This window comes from Bacteroides sp. 41_26 (assembly GCF_949740115.1).
Taxonomy (GTDB): domain Bacteria; phylum Bacteroidota; class Bacteroidia; order Bacteroidales; family Bacteroidaceae; genus Bacteroides; species Bacteroides nordii.
On the sequence record NZ_CATJGZ010000095.1, the window covers coordinates 1 to 19472 of the forward strand.

Here is a 19472-nt window from a genome sequence, read left to right on the forward strand (position 1 = left end):
CCCGGCATAGACAGGTAAGATTGCATAGTAGTTTTGTCGTGTTTTATTTTGTGTTTGTGTTGTGACGGTGCTGCGATGTGAATCGGGGTACCGTTTTTTTATATGCTTTCCGTGAAAGTCCTCTTCTCTCAATAATGCTATATCTATCTTTAATATAAAAACGGACAAGCAAAAGAAAACGAATAAAATGTTTCATAACAGAAAAAATTCATAATATCGTATTTTCAACTCTCTTCTCACGATTAATCAGAAAAAAACTCTCACATCCTTTTATCAATAAAATCTTATACCTATATTTGTAATTTTAAGAAAACTAATCTCTAATATATAATTTCAGAAAATAGGATAAAGCTATGCCTTTATATAAAAACACCTCTACACAGTTATCCAATCTAAAAGAAAAACCTTTCAAATTGGAGCGTGAAATACAGCGATTATTTGAAAATAATCTATCTGCCATCATGGGACTTGAATTAGTAAAATCGGAATTTACGATCAAGAATAAACGTATTGATACGTTGGGATTTGATCCGCAGAGTAAGGGGTTTGTCATCATTGAGTACAAGCGAGAACGAAATAGTAGTGTTTTTGACCAAGGGCTTACTTATTTAAGTTTAATGCTCGCCAATAAAGCTGATTTTATACTAGAATATAACGAGAATAAACAAAGGAGTCTAAAAAGAACGGATGTGGATTGGTCGCAATCGCGCGTAGCATTTGTTACGCCAAGCTTTACTGAAAATCAAAAAGAGGCTGTAAACTTCAAAGACTTGGCTATCGAACTTTGGGAGATAAAACGATATGAAGGTGAACTCATTTTTATCAATCCCATCCACAAAACAAATGCTACAGAGAGTATCATGCCAATTTTACAAAGAAGCCCAAAGTATCAACAGATCTCTAATGAAATAAAAGCGTACACTGAAACAGAACATCTACAAGGAAAATCGGACCACATTGTAGAACTATATGAGAAATATAAAAACGCAATCCTTAATCTCTCAACAGATATTGAGGTAAAACCACAGAAACTTTATGTTGCTTTTAAAAAGAACAATAGTAATTTTTGTGATATAGAAGTACAAAAGAATAGTTTGAAAATATTTATCAACATGAGCAAAGGCAAACTTGATGATAGTAAATCATTGGCGCATGATGTATCTACTGTAGGGCACTGGGGAAATGGAGACTATATGATAAAAATAGAGAGTGATGTGAATCTGGAATATATAATGAGTTTAGTAAAACAAGCCATTGTATAAAATAAGAAAATAACACACAGTACAATAATGAATAAGAGTTAGTTCTCCAAAAGTATGTCTGTTATTACTAAGATTATTACGTAAATTAAGGTCAACAATAAAAGAGCTATGGATTTCGACAAAGTCACCAAAGAAGCAGTAATACATGCTATATCAGATATTGATAAAAATGGCATTCCTAAAAATGCAAATTCATCTACGTACGACGTCCTATATGATAATAAAAGATATCCACCAAAACTTATAATGGAATATGCATATAAATATTCTACTGGAACACAAATCAGCAGAAAAGATTTTGAAGGTGGAAACAAAACTATTTGTTTCAATAGGTTAAGAGCATTAGGGTTTACTATTGTTTCTAAAAAAAATGACTTTAATTTCTATGACACCCTAATCAAGTTTATAGAACAGTCTAAGACCAATAACTTAAAGACTCAAGGTTACAGAAATGAGATAGAAGATTTGTCTATTGCAATCAGTTTTGGAAAAGGGAATATTGCCCGGATACCATGGATTTCATTTTTATATGATGGACAAACAACTAGCCATGGAATTTACCCTGTATATCTTTATTATAAAGAATATGATATACTTATTTTAGCGTATGGTTTAAGTGAAACTATTCCACCAGAAATTAATTGGAGTTTCGATACACCACCTGAAACTATTTCTGACTTTTTCCAGAAAAAAGGAATTAAACCTAAACGTTATGGAAGTTCCTATATATTCAAGAGTTATAATATTAATGATTTAGATCCAACAATTATTAATGAAGACTTATTGGGAATCATACAATTCTATAAAAAACAAATGATTATACAGACAGAAACACCTAATACTAAAATGCAAAAGATTAATCTTCAGACCCACATAGACTATCATTCTATTCCAACTCACTTACGGCAATATATCACCGCTATCAAATCGAAGCCTTTTGTTCTACTTGCTGGAATCTCAGGTACAGGCAAATCTCGCATCATTAGACAATTGGCCTATGCAACTAGTAACGAAAATCCCGAGAAGACACAAAAACCATTTAATTATGAAATTATATCAGTACGTCCTAACTGGCATGATTCCTGCGAACTATTAGGATATGTGACACGCGTATCTGGTCATCCTGAATATATAGTAACCGATTTTTTGAGATTTATAGCAAAAGCTTGGTTCTATGAGGAAACTCCCTTTTTTCTCTGTCTAGATGAAATGAATCTTGCCCCTGTAGAACAATATTTTGCTGAGTACTTAAGTGTGATAGAAAGTAGAAAATTAAGAGATAACAAAATAGTAACAGACACTTTAATTCCCCCTTTGATCACTTGGGATAAAACTGACCAGAAAACAAATGTATCAGATCAAATATTGAAGGAACTATTTCATAACTTCTGGACTAACGAAGGATGGAACGATTCTGCTGTAGCTACTAAAATAGAGAAACTGAAAAAACAATTTAAAGAACAGGGTATTTCGATTCCTCAAAACTTGATTGTGATGGGAACTGTTAATATGGATGAAACGACTTATAGCTTTAGCCGCAAAGTGCTAGATCGTGCCATGACTATTGAAATGAATAATGTAGATTTAAAAAGTGGTCTCAGTAAAACAAAGGATGCTATAATTCCTATCCCTGCAAAAGCATTTTTACCCGAAGCTGTTGAAGGATATGATGTATATGAAAATAATATAGAAGTATGCGATTCGATCATCGAATATCTCAAACAAATAAATAAGAAATTAGAAGAAAGTCCATTCCAAATAGCTTATCGCACACGCAATGAATTTCTGCTCTATATATTGGCTAACCTACCTTATCAAGGAACAAACACACAGGAACAGTGTATCGCTCGTGCACTTGATGAAATTACTTGTATGAAAATACTAAGTCGTATCGAAGGAGATAAGAACAAGATAGGTACAATACTTGATGATTTATACGATATCATACAAAAACAAATTGAAAAAGGAGGAATCAAACCAGAAGATTCTATCTCCTTGAAAAAGATAAAGAGAATGAAAAACAAGCTAGAAATGGCTTATTATTGCGATTTCTGGAGTTAATCTCTAAATACAAAATGGAAGAACTGCTTAGATTAGATCATCCCGACTATGAACTAATGGTTTATTGTCCTTCTTATAATAAAACATATAAGAAAGCACAGACTTGCATGCGAGTAGGACAAAATGATGAGGCACTTTACTCTATATATAAATGGGATAATAATGCCTCTTTGCAAATTAATGGAGAGCAGTTGAAGCAAGAGAAAAAATACCGTTCTATCTTTTTTGAAAATACTGATTATCAATTTTGGATAAGTTTTAAAAAGAAAGAAGTTGAAGATGCTTGGATTAATACTCCCTTAAAAAGTATTCAGGACAACTTTATGTTTAATCAGAATAATCGAGTACTTTTTGGACACCTAAACTATGGCAATGATATCGGTAAAGCAGAAATCAATATAGATTATAAACTAAAGAATGGGAAGATAAAACATTCACAACTCTGTTATGATGTTCTTTCCATTAAACTAAACTATCATAAAGATCTAAAGAAGATTATAAACGATATTGAAAAAGAATATCGAATGCTATCTATCGACTTTTTAAAGAAAACATATCATACTTTCGGAGTTGATAATACAGGAGAAACTCCAGATATTATTTGGTGGAATCTATTTAAAGATATTCAACATAACTTCATACAGGCAGTAAAAAGTATCATTGATAAGCCAAGGAATCAACTTGTACAACGAGAACTTTATTTAAGAGCTGATCAATTAAAACATCTAAGTCCACAACATGAAATGCAATTGGCAGAGCATCGCCAAAATCGAACCCATCTATATCGTACCGAAGTACCTTCAATTAGTATAAATACAGTAGAAAACCGTTTTCTGAAATATTGCGTAAACGTCATCTTAGAAAAATTCTCTGATTTAAAAAATAGAATTATTAAGGGATACAAGCAATTATCAGAAAAATATATTGCTAGTCTGAATGATCAAGAACATGAACTAAAGAGATTGGCTCATCATCCTTTATTTAGAACAGTAGGTGAATTTCATGGATTTACACAAGAGTCATTAGTTTTAAAGCAAGCTACTGGTTATTCTGAAGTTTATCATGATTGGATATTGCTTAGTTGTGGATATGATTTAAAAGAGGGAGCAAACAGTCTAGAACTAAAAGATATAGCCAAACTATATGAGATATGGTGTTTCATTGAACTTAAAAATATAGTCAAAGAATTACTTGGAAATGAGGTAGAAACCAATTATTCAAAAAAGCCAGAAAAGAAATTCATCACTCAACTAGGAAAGGGAGAATTATCAAAGGTAATATTTTCCAAGCATAATATTGAATTAGCCGAAATTTGCTATAATCCCAAAAACAATATTGAGAATCAAGATCAACAAGTAACTATCATTCCACATACTGCATCGTATACTGTATCTCAGCAACCAGATATTATACTGCAACTTACTAGACGTGATATAAAACAAGGTATAAAATTAACTTACCTATTTGATGCCAAATACAGAATAGAAAACACTAAAAATAATGTGGACACTCCACCAGACGATGCTATCAATCAATTACATCGCTATAGAGACGCTATTTTTTATAAGGATACAACTACAAATCAACTAAAAAAAGAAGTCATTGGAGGATATATTCTTTTCCCTGGAAATGGAGAAGATAGTGCTGTTGAAAAAATGAATTTTTATAAATCCATTGAAAAAGTAAATATAGGTGCATTTCCTTTACGCCCACAAGATAATGAGAGTAAAGAACTACTAAGAAAGTTTCTCAAAAAATTAATTTGGGAATGTCCAACCTATCAGATTCTAGAACAGACTTTTTCTCATAAAGAGATGATGTTAACTTTTAGTAAACCCGGAAGTATTTTATTAGTACCCATTTCTAAGGGACACTCCTATTTCAAAGATTTTAAAGAACGAAATACAGAAATACATTATTATTTTGGAAAGATCAAGATGGGAGGTGTTTATGAACATTTGAATTTTCAGAAATATGATTATTTTGTCCCAATAATCGAGGGAAAAATTAGAGACATGTATCGGATTGAATACGCATCTATAAGACATCGCAATGACATCCCAGGTATCAAAACAAAAGAAAATGTAAGTCCTACAGATTTTAGAGTTTACATGAAACTGACCTCTCCATCCTATTTAACAGGAGTGAAGCAGTTCGTTCCTATCCGATACTCCAATATTGATTATAAACTTTTCTTCAAAGAATATGATTCAATAACAGAGGTTATCAAAGAAATCTTATAGATTCAATCAAATAACAGAGCGATACGCTCTCAACTTAAAATTAGAATTATTATGATGACACTATCCAATTTTGAGAACTTTGTACCTCCACATATATGGATGCGAGGAGAGGAATACTTTGAAAGTGGTACAGTTACCGAACTGGAAGAAACAGAACCGGGTGAATGGATTGCGCAAGTAGAAGGAACGAAGGATTATGAAGTAGAGGTTTCTATAGAAGGCAAAGAAATTGTATATTGGGATTGTGATTGTCCGTATGATGGTGATATTTGCAAGCATGTAGTAGCCGTAATATTAGCAATTCGTGAAAACAAATCCAAAGAAAAACGTTTCCTGTCTGCTAAAGAAGTAAAGATCATGGAGAAACAAAAGAAAATATCGAAAGACACTAACGTAAAAGACATATTATCTTTCATTTCACCGAAGCAATTATCTAACTTCATATTGGAATATGCTTCCGGACATCCTGAATGCAAACAGGCGTTAATAGAAAAATTTCTCCCTGCACGGAACACAACGAATAAAACAAGTCTGGATTACCGGACAGAAATACAACAATGTTTCAACATACCTTATAGAGAAACCGAAAATAGATACGGAAGATATCACGGACCAGAGACTGATTGGAACAAAGTGTCCTGTTACCTGGACGGTTATCTGAAAAAAGCAGAATTACTATGTGAACGACATAATTTTGCGGATGCTGCTTCAATTGCTTTGCAAATTTTACAATCTATTGGTGAAAACTATATAGAACAAGAATTACTGTATCATGACGGAATGGCTATTATTAATTTCTGTGACAGTTCAGGAAAAATACTAATGAATATAATCAAACACTCTGATGCATCCGCTACATTAAAAAAAGAAATTCTGAAGGAAGTCAGACTAATAGAAAAATTATCAGCTTACAGGGAGTATGACATTTATGATATAGAACAATTACTGGAACTGATAACATTAGAGACACAAACGAAAGAGGAGGCTTTATCATATGTGAATCAATTAATTGAAGAAAGAAAAGACAGTTGGGAACTTTATAAACTAATTGAACGTAAAGTCGATATTTTACGTGCACTGCATCGTGAAGAAGAGGCACAAGCCACCATAAAGTTTTATCTCTACCTACCGGAAATCAGGAAACAGGAAGTAGAACGCTACATTGAAAACCAACAATATGATGAAACGATAAAAACACTGAATGAGGGAATACAAATAGCGCAAAAGAAAGGAGAGTTGGGAACGATAAAAGAATGGCTGGAATATAAACTGTCGATTTACGAGCAGACAGAAAATATTCCAGACCTTATAGATGCATGTAAAGAGCTGTTTATATTAGAAAACGGTGATCTTGCCTATTATCGCAAACTGAAAAAGTACGTGGCAAAAGAAAAATGGAAAACATTTTTAAATGCAATGATGAAGCAAACGAAATTCATCAAATATTATTTGGGGGGACAATGTAATGAAGCAGATATCTACGCAGAAGAAGAAGATTATGAAAGTCTGCTAAATTTGTTGTCCGACACATCCCACAGATCAATAGAGGCATTGCTCCATTATGCCCACCATCTGACAGAAATCTACTCCGGTGAAATTCTGCAACTTCTCCATAAAAGTATTTGCAAATATGCAGAAGAGAATGTAGGCAGAAACCATTATGAATACATTGCCCGAATTCTGAAAGAAACGATAAAACTGAAAGGTGGTAAAGCACTGGTACAGGAGATTGTTGAAGAATTCAGAGTTACCTATAAACGACGCCCAAGTATGATGGAAGTTTTAAGAAACTTCTGAGAAGGAATTTGTCCATCGCAAATAAAGAGACACAATCATCCAGGTTGTGTCTCTATCTTTATTACTTTATCAAACCGCTTATCAATACACGCACTCAGATCGGTCGTGACAAACTTCCCATTATAAAAAAGAGAAAATATTGTGGCCGGTGTAGGAGCTGTCTGTGCTTGTTCCAGAGTTTGTAACTTCACTATTTTCAATGGGATTCCCTTACTTTCAGCTACGTTTACCAAGGAATTACGAACATGATATTCCGCAAACGGACAACGATTGGTATAATAAACGACTACCCCATCTTTATCCTCACATTCTCCGGTTGGCACACACACTTTAAACGAAGGGTTCAATGCATCCGGATTTATCTTCAGGACTAAAAGACTAAATCCGTAAGGAAGTTTATCTACAGTCTCAAACCCTTGTTTCAAGAGCCATTTTGTATCACTCATAAAATGAAATTTAGATGTACCGGCTACGGTAACCAGACCATGTTTTCCCTGTTCTTTTACATCGTCAATGGCCGATTGCAGCAAAGCCTTACCATACCCTTTTCCCTTGTATTGTCCTGACACCCAGAAACAGTTTATCATTAAATAACCGGGAGCATCAACAGGTATCCATGCTTTTTCGGCAGGCACATATTCTATAAACACTTTAGCACGCTCATCAAGGCGTCTGAAAACAAATCCATTATCAAACTCTCTTTTCAACCACTCTTTTTTCAACTCATAACTTTCTTTACATTTCTTATCAGAGAAGGCACAACAAATATGCTCAGTCTCTATGTTTTCCTTTGTTAGAGTAAGATATTTCGTTTCCATATTTATTCTATTTATTGGTATATGCAAAAATACGCAATTCATAATAACATAACATCATCCTACTTCGCCAATTTAATAAATTATTCCATAATAATAAAACAGATTCTCCGTATCTTTGCCGCCATGACAGAAAGAAACGAATTACATAAAAGAAACAGGCACAACGGGCAGTATGATTTTTCGAAACTGACAGAAAATTATCCACCGCTCAAGAAGTTTGTTTCACCCAATCCATACGGAACATTAAGTATCAACTTTTTCAATCCGCAGGCAGTAAAGGCTCTTAATAAAGCATTACTAATAAGTTATTACGGAATCCGGTACTGGGATATTCCAAAAGGATATTTATGCCCTCCCATTCCCGGCAGAGCAGACTATATCCATTACATTGCCGATTTACTTAACTCCGGAAATCCATTAGAGGAAGTACCCAAATACAGATGTCTGGATATTGGTGTAGGTGCCAATTGTATTTATCCGATCATTGGTTGTACTGAATATGGATGGACATTTGTCGGTTCGGATATTGATCCTGTCTCAATAGAGAATGCCAGGAAGATTGTTACCTGCAATCCGGTATTAGTCCATAAGATAGAATTACGATTACAAAAGGACAACCGGAGTATTTTCAAAGGAATAATACAACCGGATGAATATTTCGATGTGACCATATGTAATCCCCCGTTTCACAGTTCTAAAGAAGAAGCGGAAGAAGGAACACTACGCAAGCTTAGCAGTTTGAAAGGAAAAAAAGTATCCAAAGCCCAACTAAATTTTGGCGGCAATGCAAATGAACTTTGGTGCAAAGGTGGAGAACTCCGCTTTCTTTTGGATATGATTATCGAAAGCCGGAAATATCAGAGGAACTGTGGCTGGTTCACCAGTTTAGTTTCTAAAGAGAAGAATCTGGACAAACTATATACCCGACTAAAATTAGAAGATGTAGCTGAATACAAAACGATCCGGATGCAGCAAGGAACAAAAAGCAGCAGGATATTGGCGTGGAGATTTTAACAGGGAAGTAACTATATAAAAAAGCTGATTTTCATTAACGTTGTTAACAAGAAAATTAACATTCAGTTTTCTATCGACAAGAGTGTACAGTTTGGTAGCATAAGAGTGTACAATATTATATGATAAAAGTGTACAATTAACACATCCTTTATTGTACACTTTTGCAATGGAGATATGTACGCCTCTCTCCTATTGATTCTCAACTATTTACAAGACAATTATTATACAAGGATTTATCTTCCCCTATACATTCTGACAAAACAAACTTCCTGTTTTATCAACTATAAAGAAACGCTCTAAAATCAGCCATTGATTATCGGCGATGTAGCAACTGTATAAACAGATGATTTATCTTCTCCATAACAGATTTACCTACAACAATAAAAGTTACGGCAACAAGAATCATCAGAATCCCCAGCATCAGACGAGGTGTGAGTCGCTCACCAAATATCATTACACCGAAAAAAAGAGCAGTTACCGGTTCGAGTGCCCCCATAATAGCTGTAGAGGTAGAACCAATGCTATGTATTGATATGGCAGTACAGATCAGAGAGATAACCGTAGGCAAAAAAGCCATTGCAAGAATATTCCCCCAGGCCGGAAGAGAAGGAATAGCCTGTAACTCTGTACAAAAGTTGGAACGAACAATATAGATAGAAAGTCCGAAAAGTAAGGCATAAAAAGTTAGCTTAGCTGTAGACATCAGTTTAAGGGTAGAGTGATTGACTCCTACAATATAAACAGCATATGACAACGAAGAGAGAATAACCAGCAGCATACCCATCAAACTAAGAGTTTCGCCACCATCCCCTTTGTAAAGCATACCAATACCCGAAAGTGCCATCAAGATACAAAAGACAGTCAACAGAGATATCCTTTCACGAAAAAACAGAAACATAATGACGGCAACCATCAACGGATAAACAAACAGAATAGTAGAAGCAATGCCTGCATCCATATGCTTGTAACTCATAAACAGAAGCAAAGAAGAGGCGGAAAAGAGTAAACCTCCCACCACCAACGGAAGTATTTCGTTCTTCTTCAAAGCAAATGATTGCCCTTGTATCTTCATCAGGATACCAAGAATAAGGACGGCAAAACCGTAACGATAAAACAATACCGAGTCCACACTCATCCCTTCTTTATATAACGGGAGAGTAAACAACGGATTCATGCCGTATGTAGCTGCCGCCACGGCTCCACAAACAAATCCTTTCGCTTTGCTGTTAATATTCATAGCAATCCTCTTATTTTCGGGGTGCAAAGATACGTATCTTTTAGATATGTTGGTTACATTTGTAGCCATCTAACAAATAATAAATTTGAGTAAGAATCGTATTGACCGGGAGAAACGAATCGTAGAGTTAATGATCCGACTCTATTGCCGGAAAAAAGAAAAGAATAAATACCTTTGCATTCAGTGCGAAGAGTTGTTGCGTTATGCCCATGCAAGACTGGACCATTGTCCGTTCGGAGAGAATAAAAGTTCGTGCAAACAGTGTACCGTACACTGCTATAAGCCTGTTATGCGTGAACGGATGCGACAAGTGATGCGTTTCTCCGGACCAAGAATGCTCCTTTATACACCATGGGAGGCCATAAAACATCTATTTCAATAAGATTATTATTATCTTTGCATTATTACTTTATAATAATTATCTTTGCATAATAAAGAAACAAAGTTATGCCAATCATCAGAAATCCTTTTATTACAAGTGGATATATATCCCCTGCTTACTTTTGCGACCGGAAGAAAGAGAGTGAAATCCTCATCCGGGAAGTAACTAACGGAAACAATATAGCTATTATCTCCACCCGTAGAATGGGAAAAACCGGATTAATCCAACATTGTTTTCAAAATAAAGAGATTCAAAAACACTATTATACATTCTTCATAGATATCTATGCCAGCAAATCCTTACGCGATTTTGTATTCGCTCTCAGCAAAGAGATTCTGGAAGGATTAAAGCCCGCCGGAAAGAAAGCACTACAGGCTTTTTGGGAGAGTGTCAAGTCTTTACAGACAAGCCTGACTTTTGATATTAACGGTACTCCTTCTCTAAACCTCGGATTAGGAGATATACAAGCTCCTCCAACTACGCTTGACGAAATATTTCAGTATCTGAATCGTGCCGAAAAACCCTGTCTTGTTGCCATTGACGAGTTTCAGCAGATAGCCGGATATGCAGAAGACAATATAGAAGCAACGCTGCGCACCTATGTTCAACGTTGTAATAACGCACACTTTATCTTCGCCGGAAGCCAACGGCATGTGATGGGTAACATGTTTCTTACCGCTTCGCGACCGTTTTATCAAAGTGTTTCGATAATGCATCTGGAAAGTATCTCTTTGACAGATTACACATTATTCGCCCAACGGCATTTCAATGAAGCCGGAAAGAGTATTACAAATGAAACCATCGAAACCATCTACCATCAGTTTGACGGTATCACCTGGTACATGCAAAAAGTGCTTCATACCCTCTATGATATGACAGCCCAAGGCACGATCTGTGAAGTAAAAATGGTGAGTGAAGCGATACGTCAAATTATAGATTCATTCAAATATACTTATTCCGAGATACTCTTCCGTTTACCGGAAAAGCAAAAAGAGTTACTCATTGCCATCACTAAAGAAGGAAAAGCCCAGGCAATCACATCGGGAGCATTTATAAAAAAATACAAATTATCTTCGTCAAGCTCCGTACAGTCTGCACTAAAAGGACTATTGGAAAAGGATTTTGTGACACAGGAACTGGGAACTTACCAAATTTATGATCAGTTTTTAGGAATATGGCTAAAAGAAAATTACTAAAGAGTTTTGTTTTTAATGACAGATTAACCAGATATAAATTATGAGTCTTAAACATAAAGAGTATAAAGAAGCAAACGAACGTTTTCTGAAAGAGAATCTCACCGAAGAAGAAGTAATGGAACTTCCCTGCGGAGTGCAGTATAAAATTCTGTTAAAGGGAAATGGCCCCGTGCCAACAGCCAAAAGTACCGTAAAAGTACACTACCGGGGGACCCTCATTGATGGAAAAGTATTTGATGACTCCTTTGCCCGCAAACGCCCTGAAATCTTCCGGGTGAAAGATGTCATTGAAGGTTGGCAGGAAGCACTGAAAGTAATGCCCACTGGTTCGCGTTGGATCATTTATATCCCTTACGAGTTAGGATATGGTACACGGGCCTGTGGAAATATCCCTGCTTACTCAACATTGATTTTTGAAGTAGAACTGCAAGGAGTCAAAGGATAAATCTCTTGCTCCTTGGAAAGATTATCTATTTTTCCAAAATCCCGGATAGAACAGTAACAGTACACTGACTGCTTTTGTTCTCAATACGTATATTCCCTGATAATACTCTACCATAAACAAATAAACATATCAGTATCAATGATATATTTTCTTCATAATGCAAAACAGTTCATCCACCATCCTACCAAAATGAAAAAGAAGCTTTCCAAAATGGGAAAAAGGCCATTTCATTATGATATTATATTCATTTTAGGGAAAGAGATGGATAGGTTACATTAGAAATAAATTTCTATATTTGCATTATTCAGCCCAAAGGTGGATTAAAAAGTCAGACTTTTAATATATCAGACTATTTTTCAAAAGTTTTATCTACCTTTGCTTCTGCCAATCAAAATACTAATCTTACAAACAAGGGAATGAAAAAAGCAATTATCATTGGAGCCACCTCCGGTATCGGACAAGAAGTAGCCAAAGGGTTACTGCTACAAGGATGGAAAGTAGGCGTGGCAGGGAGACGCCACTCTTCGCTGGAAGCATTTCGAACAATTGCGCCAGATAACATAGAAACCGAAGTATTGGATATAACTAAAGATGATGCCACCGAAAAGTTGCACAAACTAATCGAGAAATTGGGAGGTATGGATTTATTTTTACTCAGTTCGGGCATAGGACATCAGAATATGGAATTGAATCCGGACATCGAGCTGCAAACAGTTAGTACTAATGTAGAAGGATTCACGCGAATGGTTACTGCTGCCTTCCAATATTTCCACTTACATAGTGGGGGGCATCTGGCAGTTATCAGTTCCATAGCCGGAACAAAAGGGTTGGGAGTTGCACCTGCTTACTCTGCTACAAAGCGATTTCAAAACACATACATTGACGCCCTTGAACAGCTTGCACACATGCAAAAGCTAAATATTTATTTCACGGATATCCGGCCTGGGTTTGTATCTACCGCCTTATTAAATGACGGTAAGAGATATCCACTGTTAATGAATCCCAGAAAAGTGGCTACTCACATTATACGGGCACTCAATCGTAAGCAACGGGTGGTAGTCGTTGACTGGCGGTATGCCCTTATCGTATTCTTCTGGCGAATGATACCACGCTGGATATGGAAACGATTATCGATAAAAACCAAATAACTTAAATACAAAAACTAATTATGGAACAGAAATTTTGCCAAAGCTGTGGCATGCCACTGAATGACACCGCCGTACTGGGAACAGAAGTAGATGGTAGCAAGAATGAAGAATATTGCTGTTATTGCTATGCTGACGGACACTTCACTGCAGATTGTACCATGGACGAGATGATTAATCATTGCGCCCAGTTTGTAGATGAATTCAACAATGACTCTGAAATAAAGATGACGAAAGAAGAAGCAATTGCAAATATGAAACAGTTCTTCCCACAACTGAAGCGTTGGAAAGCAAATAAATAATCGTCATTCACTTCTTACTTTCCTGTGAAACAAAATTTTCCGGTAGTTAAGTTATCTTCTTACGGGAAGCCATCGTTAACTATCGGAATACCATTTATCAAGAAGATATATTCGAGCTTCCGGAAAAAGACACCAACCGTTCACATCCTCTTTGCTGTCGGCATACATGGAGCATACCTTATAGTAAGGTACTTGTATTAAAATCGTTAGTCGGAAAAGTTTCTGAGCAGACACACGCTTCTTCTCTTTTTTTATTGTTTCAATGCATTGAGAATTTTTTCTCAATACGGTGAGAAACTTTTCTTAATGGGTTGAGAATTTATTCTCAACAGGTTGAAACAAGTGTTTCATACTAATGAAACAAAATTCTCACGCTCTTGAAATAAGTTGAAACAACTATTCCCTGTTTAAGGCAGAAGGAAAGACAAGAGAACTCATACCATTTGATACTTACAAGGTCAAAACCTGCAAGTTAAAATTGAGAAGTATGAATATAAAACAAAAGGTGAAGCCAAAGCCTCACCTTATTATTAGAGAGTTAAATAAATGTTATCTTTATACTGCTCCTTTTGCCATCTCCGGATGACGTTGTAACCATGCAACAGCATATGAGCAGGTGGCCTTGGGTTTCAATCCGTTAGCAACGGCATAATCATATGCAGCCTTCACCAGCGCAGCAGCTATCCCTTGTCCTTCCAGTGGACGTGGAACGATTGTATGAATAATATCCAGACCTCCGTTCAACAGACGGTATTGTACAAAAGCTGTACGACCTTCTACTTCAGTCTTAAACAGCTTCTGTTCGGGCTGATGTTCTATTTTATATTCCATAATCTAATCTATTTTAAGTGTACTTTGGTTAATCCATATTAATAAGTTTATATCATATCCTCGCTGTAACGCAACAGTCAACAACCGTTTCTTTACCTCTTCGGGCAATTGAGGTGTCCGGCTTAATATCCACAAATACTTATCGGAACTGCTACCGATGAGAGCGTAGTTGTACCCTTCCTTATCCAGTTCTAATATATAATAATCAGAATAAAACCACAGAAAGAATGAAACTTTAAGTTTTCCGGGATGAGTAATATCAGGTATCTTTGCACGTCCTATAGCACGCTTGTACCTACCTCTGCCATGAGCATCTTGTTTGTATCCGGCATTTTCTACCCGGATACTTCCATCGGGAAGCAGCGTATAAGTAGCTGTCACCTCAGACATCCCACGTTCAAAACGATGATCGTAACGGGCTATTTCATACCAGCGCCCCATATAACGAGGCAAATCAAGTTCATTGACGGTACTATGGTCTATCCCCTGAAACAGCTGTTCCACCACAGCATCACTAAATTTAAATCCTGCTTCCAGTAGTTTTCCGGGACGTACATATTGCCCGGTTATAAGTGAAGTCGCACCTTCGCCATACATCAGTTGCACACATATATGAGGTACAATAATCGTCCCCCAGGCATGGTAGGCTTTGCCCAGTGCACGGGCAAAAGCATATTGCGTAATCTCTTGCGGAGATACAAAATTAAAAGTTCCCCGTAACGCATCATTCTCGATAATAAAAGCCATTGCACGGCAAAGATCATTAATACTAATCCACGGAAAAGGTTGTGTGCCCGGACCTATAGCAGCAGCCAATTTCATCTTTAAAGGACGCAACATTTGCTCCATAGCTCCTCCGTCCGGAGAGAGGACAACTCCAAAACGGGCTATCACAAGCCGCATTTCCGGGGGACAGCGTTTGGCTTCTTTTTCCCAGGCATAACAAAGATCAGCAAGAAATCCACTCCCCCGCGTATTGGTATATTCATCAAAAGTTCCCTCCAACGGATAATATCCTACGGCAGAAGCCGAAATCATAAGCTGAGGCTTCCGGCGTACTGCTCCCAAAGCACGAATGATGCGATGTGTCACATTGATCCTGCTATCATACAGCTCCCGTTTATACTCTGGTGTCCACCGCCTGCTGATAGGTGCACCGGCCAGGTTAATGACTACGTCACAATGAGACAATGCCTGTACCAGATACCCTAACGTACCCTCCCGGAACATAGGCCGCCCCAAAGGAACTACCCGGTGTCCCTGCTCCGTGAGAAATGCTGTAAGATGCCTGCCAATAAAGCCACTGGCTCCGCTGATTGCTATATTCATGTGACGTAAACTGTTTTTAATGTATAGTACAAAAACGTATTAAAAGCGGGAAAAGTTCTTTGAAGCTCGTAAAATGAGAGTATCTTTGCAGTAATTCATAAATCATAATTCATAAATCCCATGATCGAAGCTCCCGAAGCCCGTTATCTGTCCGAGCAACTGAACCGGACTGTAAGAGGAAAGAAGATTACCGATGTGTTTGCGCAATACACACCCCATAAATTCGCGTGGTTTTATGGCAACCCGGAAGAGTATCCCGAACGACTTGCCGGGAAAACAATTGATGAAATCAATCCCCGTGGCGGAATGATTGAGATAAAAGCCGGAGAGATGTTACTGATTCTTACGGATGGCGTCAACCTGCGTTACTTTGCCCCCGGAGAAAGGCTTCCCGCCAAACACCAGCTACTCATTGGTTTCGAAGACGAGAGTTGCCTGGTAGCTTCTGTACGAATGTATGGTGGTTTGTGGTGTTTTCCCAACGAAGGATTCGATGCTCCTATATCTGCCTATTACGAAGCGGCGAAAAATAAACCGCAGGTGATGTCAGAAGAGTTCAGCAAAGAATATTTCATGGAGCTGATAAACGCCGAAGATGCACAGAAAAAAACGGCAAAAGCTTTTCTGGCTACCGAACAAACCATACCCGGATTAGGCAACGGAGTATTACAGGACATCCTGTACAATGCCCGTATCCACCCTAAAACTAAGATCAACGCTCTGTCTACGGAGAAAAGAGAAAACCTTTACGATAAGGTAAAGTCTACGCTCCACGAGATTTATGAACAAGGAGGACGCAGTACGGAAACAGATATTTTTGGAAAAAACGGAGGATATATACCACATCTGTCTAAAGACACAGCAGGTACCGCCTGCCCCCGTTGCGGAGAAACGATAAAGAAAGAAAACTATCTGGGTGGCAGTATCTACTATTGCAGTGGCTGCCAAGTGAACAATAATGTGCCAATGTGCTAATATGCCAATGTGCCAATTGGCTGCGCAATATTTTACGAAGATATGCCGAATGGTAATTGGCACATTGGCATATTTATTTTAATTATTAATTATGAAGTCAACTCGTATTACTCAAATATTAAGTATCATGCTGGCACTTTGTGCCGGTGCAACCTTGCCTATTCTCATTGGTAGTACACAACTGACAGAACCACACTCTGTGAAGTCTGAAGTACCCTATTGTGTCAGCCCTCCCAGTGTTCCTGAACAGGCTACCTTTGACGGTGAAACAATTGACCTTCGCCGCTATGACCGCCGCGAGCGTATGGATCGTGAAATGATGTCTTTCACCTATATGCACTCCACTACCATGTTAATGTTGAAACGCGCCAACCGCTATTTCCCGATCGTCGAGCCTATCTTAAAAGCCAATGGTATCCCCGATGACTTCAAATACCTCATGGTGATTGAAAGCAGCCTCAACCCCATTGCCCGTTCTCCGTCAGGGGCAGCCGGATTATGGCAATTCATGCCTGCCACCGGACGTGAATTTGGACTGGAGGTGAACGATAACATCGACGAACGTTACAACATCGAAAAAGCAACCATTGCCGCATGCAAGTATTTCAAACAGGCTTATGCCAAATACGGTGACTGGATGGCTGTTTCTGCGGCCTATAATGCAGGGCAGGGACGTATTTCGTCGCAGTTGGACAAGCAACTTGCAGATCATGCCATGGACCTTTGGCTGGTGGAAGAAACTTCCCGATATATGTTCCGTCTACTGGCAGCCAAAGAGATATTCAGCAATCCGCAACGCTTTGGTTTCTTGCTAAAACGGGAACACTTGTATCCACCTATTCCATACAAGAAAGTGACTATCACCAGTGCCATAGACAACCTGGACGAGTATGCCCAAAAGAACGGACTCACCTATGCACAATTGCGTGATGCAAATCCCTGGTTGCGTGAGCATTCACTGAGAAACAAAACAGGTCGTACATACGTTCTACATCTACCCACGCAAGAGGGAATGAACTACAATCCTAAAAAAACAATTCCGCACAATCCCAAATGGGTAATTGATTAACGCTGTGCTTTCCGTACGGGGAAGTGCGGTAAACAATGGAAAGTTTATATTGTTAAATTATGACAGTAAGAGAGCGATTTACACGTTTTTTACATAATAAGCCACTGAAACATAAGTTATATGTTATCATCTTTGAATCGGATACTCCAGCAGGAAAAATGTTCGATGTGGCGCTCATTGTATGTATTGCACTCAGTATTCTATTGGCCATTCTCGAAAGTCTGCAAGGAATTCCTTCCTGGCTTTCAACTCCGTTTATTATATTCGAATATCTGTTTACGGCTTTCTTTACTTTCGAATACGTTACGCGTATTTACTGTTCACCACAACCTAAAAAGTACATTTTCAGTTTCTTCGGTATCATCGACCTATTGGCAACCCTACCACTATATCTTGCCTTTTTCCTGCCGGGAGCACGTTATCTACTGGTTATCCGGGCATTCCGTATTATTCGGGTGTTTCGTATATTCAAGCTTTTCACTTTCTGGATGGAAGGAGAACGATTGCTCACTTCACTCAAAGAGAGCAGTAAGAAAATAGCAGTGTTCTTTCTTTTTGTAGTAATACTTGTGATCTCTATCGGCACACTGATGTATATGATTGAAGGTACTCAGCCGGATACACAATTCAACAATATACCCAATAGCATCTACTGGGCTATTGTCACTATGACCACAGTAGGATATGGAGATATTACTCCGGTTACACCTTTGGGTAAGTTGCTCTCTGCTTGCGTTATGCTGATTGGTTACACTATCATCGCCGTACCAACCGGCATTGTGTCCGTTTCAATGATGAAAGAATATAAGAAGCTGAAAGATATACAATGTCCCAATTGTCATAAAACGGGACACGATGAAAATGCTGTATACTGCAAACATTGCGGATATCCACTTTACAAAGAGAAAAGTACACCTAAAGATACCAGTGAGTCCGGTTCTTATAACCAATGAGCGATTGGGTCTCTCTTCTGTGCCGTACTATCCTACGTTCAATATACTCTATCAGCAAAAGTGCCAGACAACCTATCGCATAACAAAGAATATCTTTCCAATCGAAAGTTGATCCAAGTACAATTCTAGCCAATCCGTTTTCAGATAACCCCATCACATCTGCAAGCTGGAAGAACTGAAGTATTTCAATAAAACAAGCAAATGCAAAAACATATACCGGTAACCAGCGCAAAGACCGGGGAATAAAGATCCGAATAAAACAATAAATCAGTACGACTACCAGAATATCACCCACATAAGGACGAACAAAGGTATCGTGAACATATACGCCAATAATAATTTCTATTATCAGTATCGCGAGAAAACAGAGGGCATAAATAATTCTTTTCTTCATAATCAATCGTGTAAACCCA

Annotated in this window: 18 protein-coding genes; 13 read left to right on the forward strand and 5 right to left on the reverse strand. The window is 37.6% G+C overall.

What is annotated here, in order from left to right:
* The first annotated feature begins 353 nt into the window (after window positions 1-353).
* From QX565_RS14795 to QX565_RS14810, 4 genes are all read left to right on the forward strand, one after another.
* The gene (locus QX565_RS14795; RefSeq protein ID WP_221648640.1) at window positions 354-1262 is read left to right on the forward strand and encodes a DUF5655 domain-containing protein; all 909 of its coding nucleotides are present in this window, start codon (window positions 354-356) and stop codon (window positions 1260-1262) included.
* Between the two features lie 108 nt (window positions 1263-1370).
* Window positions 1371-3323 (forward strand): MrcB family domain-containing protein, encoded by a 1953-nt coding sequence (locus QX565_RS14800; protein WP_289293289.1) that lies wholly within the window; start codon window positions 1371-1373, stop codon window positions 3321-3323.
* 14 nt (window positions 3324-3337) lie between these two features.
* Window positions 3338-5566, forward strand: coding sequence for a restriction endonuclease-like protein (locus tag QX565_RS14805; RefSeq protein WP_221648642.1), 2229 nt, complete (start codon window positions 3338-3340; stop codon window positions 5564-5566).
* A gap of 51 nt (window positions 5567-5617) precedes the next feature.
* Window positions 5618-7363 carry an SWIM zinc finger family protein gene (locus QX565_RS14810; protein ID WP_289293290.1) on the forward strand — a complete coding sequence of 582 codons (1746 nt, stop codon included), beginning with the start codon at window positions 5618-5620 and terminating at the stop codon, window positions 7361-7363.
* Between the two features lie 35 nt (window positions 7364-7398).
* On the opposite strand, the gene QX565_RS14815 is transcribed toward QX565_RS14810, so the two are convergent.
* Window positions 7399-8181, reverse strand: coding sequence for a GNAT family N-acetyltransferase (locus tag QX565_RS14815; protein ID WP_289293291.1), 783 nt, complete (start codon window positions 8179-8181; stop codon window positions 7399-7401).
* 123 nt (window positions 8182-8304) lie between these two features.
* Here QX565_RS14815 and rlmF point away from each other — a divergent pair, with 123 nt between their 5' ends.
* Window positions 8305-9195, forward strand: coding sequence for a 23S rRNA (adenine(1618)-N(6))-methyltransferase RlmF (gene rlmF, locus QX565_RS14820; RefSeq protein WP_221648645.1), 891 nt, complete (start codon window positions 8305-8307; stop codon window positions 9193-9195).
* Window positions 9196-9508: 313 nt separating this feature from the next.
* On the opposite strand, the gene QX565_RS14825 is transcribed toward rlmF, so the two are convergent.
* Window positions 9509-10432 (reverse strand): DMT family transporter, encoded by a 924-nt coding sequence (locus QX565_RS14825; protein WP_221648646.1) that lies wholly within the window; start codon window positions 10430-10432, stop codon window positions 9509-9511.
* Between the two features lie 85 nt (window positions 10433-10517).
* On the opposite strand from QX565_RS14825, the gene QX565_RS14830 reads away from it, so the two are divergent.
* The 5 genes from QX565_RS14830 (at window position 10518) to QX565_RS14850 (ending at window position 13902) form a co-directional block, all read left to right on the forward strand.
* The gene (locus QX565_RS14830; protein ID WP_289293292.1) at window positions 10518-10814 is read left to right on the forward strand and encodes a nitrous oxide-stimulated promoter family protein; all 297 of its coding nucleotides are present in this window, start codon (window positions 10518-10520) and stop codon (window positions 10812-10814) included.
* Between the two features lie 65 nt (window positions 10815-10879).
* Window positions 10880-12010: an AAA family ATPase gene (locus QX565_RS14835; protein ID WP_289293293.1), complete on the forward strand. Its 1131-nt coding sequence runs from the start codon at window positions 10880-10882 to the stop codon at window positions 12008-12010.
* 40 nt (window positions 12011-12050) lie between these two features.
* On the forward strand, window positions 12051-12455 hold the full coding sequence (gene bamJ, locus QX565_RS14840; RefSeq protein WP_289293294.1) for a BamJ family beta-barrel-assembly machinery protein: 405 nt from the start codon (window positions 12051-12053) through the stop codon (window positions 12453-12455).
* 416 nt (window positions 12456-12871) lie between these two features.
* On the forward strand, window positions 12872-13603 hold the full coding sequence (locus QX565_RS14845) for an SDR family NAD(P)-dependent oxidoreductase (RefSeq protein ID WP_289293295.1): 732 nt from the start codon (window positions 12872-12874) through the stop codon (window positions 13601-13603).
* A gap of 20 nt (window positions 13604-13623) precedes the next feature.
* Window positions 13624-13902, forward strand: a complete 279-nt coding sequence (locus QX565_RS14850) for a zinc ribbon domain-containing protein (RefSeq protein ID WP_289293296.1) — start codon at window positions 13624-13626, stop codon at window positions 13900-13902.
* Window positions 13903-14457: 555 nt separating this feature from the next.
* Here QX565_RS14850 and QX565_RS14855 read toward each other — a convergent pair.
* Both QX565_RS14855 and QX565_RS14860 read right to left on the reverse strand, forming a co-directional pair.
* On the reverse strand, window positions 14458-14733 hold the full coding sequence (locus tag QX565_RS14855; RefSeq protein ID WP_221648654.1) for a GNAT family N-acetyltransferase: 276 nt from the start codon (window positions 14731-14733) through the stop codon (window positions 14458-14460).
* Window positions 14734-14736: 3 nt separating this feature from the next.
* Entirely contained in the window at window positions 14737-16062 is a 1326-nt protein-coding gene (locus tag QX565_RS14860; RefSeq protein ID WP_221648655.1) for a TIGR01777 family oxidoreductase, read from the reverse strand.
* Window positions 16063-16182: 120 nt separating this feature from the next.
* Between QX565_RS14860 and QX565_RS14865 the strand changes: the two genes are divergently transcribed.
* The 3 genes from QX565_RS14865 (at window position 16183) to QX565_RS14875 (ending at window position 19059) form a co-directional block, all read left to right on the forward strand.
* Window positions 16183-17037 carry an endonuclease VIII gene (locus QX565_RS14865; RefSeq protein WP_289293297.1) on the forward strand — a complete coding sequence of 285 codons (855 nt, stop codon included), beginning with the start codon at window positions 16183-16185 and terminating at the stop codon, window positions 17035-17037.
* 91 nt (window positions 17038-17128) lie between these two features.
* A complete protein-coding gene (locus QX565_RS14870; RefSeq protein WP_221648657.1) occupies window positions 17129-18106 on the forward strand; it encodes a lytic transglycosylase domain-containing protein in 978 nt (325 codons plus the stop codon).
* Window positions 18107-18165: 59 nt separating this feature from the next.
* Entirely contained in the window at window positions 18166-19059 is an 894-nt protein-coding gene (locus QX565_RS14875; RefSeq protein ID WP_221648658.1) for an ion transporter, read from the forward strand.
* Here QX565_RS14875 and QX565_RS14880 read toward each other — a convergent pair.
* Complete coding sequence (locus tag QX565_RS14880) at window positions 19022-19453, reverse strand: ribosomal maturation YjgA family protein (RefSeq protein WP_221648659.1); 432 nt, start codon at window positions 19451-19453, stop codon at window positions 19022-19024. The genes QX565_RS14875 and QX565_RS14880 overlap by 38 nt on opposite strands.
* Window positions 19454-19472 lie beyond the last annotated feature (19 nt).

Coding starts and splice junctions, on each gene's coding strand:
- QX565_RS14800 (WP_289293289.1), top strand. CDS start 1,371: ATGGATTTCGACAAAGTCACCAAAGAAGCAGTAATACATGCTATATCA.
- QX565_RS14835 (WP_289293293.1), top strand. CDS start 10,880: ATGCCAATCATCAGAAATCCTTTTATTACAAGTGGATATATATCCCCT.
- QX565_RS14845 (WP_289293295.1), top strand. CDS start 12,872: ATGAAAAAAGCAATTATCATTGGAGCCACCTCCGGTATCGGACAAGAA.
- QX565_RS14805 (WP_221648642.1), top strand. CDS start 3,338: ATGGAAGAACTGCTTAGATTAGATCATCCCGACTATGAACTAATGGTT.
- QX565_RS14860 (WP_221648655.1), bottom strand. CDS start 16,062: ATGAATATAGCAATCAGCGGAGCCAGTGGCTTTATTGGCAGGCATCTT.
- QX565_RS14825 (WP_221648646.1), bottom strand. CDS start 10,432: ATGAATATTAACAGCAAAGCGAAAGGATTTGTTTGTGGAGCCGTGGCG.
- QX565_RS14870 (WP_221648657.1), top strand. CDS start 17,129: ATGAAGTCAACTCGTATTACTCAAATATTAAGTATCATGCTGGCACTT.
- QX565_RS14880 (WP_221648659.1), bottom strand. CDS start 19,453: ATGAAGAAAAGAATTATTTATGCCCTCTGTTTTCTCGCGATACTGATA.
- QX565_RS14850 (WP_289293296.1), top strand. CDS start 13,624: ATGGAACAGAAATTTTGCCAAAGCTGTGGCATGCCACTGAATGACACC.
- QX565_RS14875 (WP_221648658.1), top strand. CDS start 18,166: ATGACAGTAAGAGAGCGATTTACACGTTTTTTACATAATAAGCCACTG.
- rlmF (WP_221648645.1), top strand. CDS start 8,305: ATGACAGAAAGAAACGAATTACATAAAAGAAACAGGCACAACGGGCAG.
- QX565_RS14810 (WP_289293290.1), top strand. CDS start 5,618: ATGATGACACTATCCAATTTTGAGAACTTTGTACCTCCACATATATGG.
- QX565_RS14855 (WP_221648654.1), bottom strand. CDS start 14,733: ATGGAATATAAAATAGAACATCAGCCCGAACAGAAGCTGTTTAAGACT.
- QX565_RS14815 (WP_289293291.1), bottom strand. CDS start 8,181: ATGGAAACGAAATATCTTACTCTAACAAAGGAAAACATAGAGACTGAG.
- bamJ (WP_289293294.1), top strand. CDS start 12,051: ATGAGTCTTAAACATAAAGAGTATAAAGAAGCAAACGAACGTTTTCTG.
- QX565_RS14865 (WP_289293297.1), top strand. CDS start 16,183: ATGATCGAAGCTCCCGAAGCCCGTTATCTGTCCGAGCAACTGAACCGG.
- QX565_RS14795 (WP_221648640.1), top strand. CDS start 354: ATGCCTTTATATAAAAACACCTCTACACAGTTATCCAATCTAAAAGAA.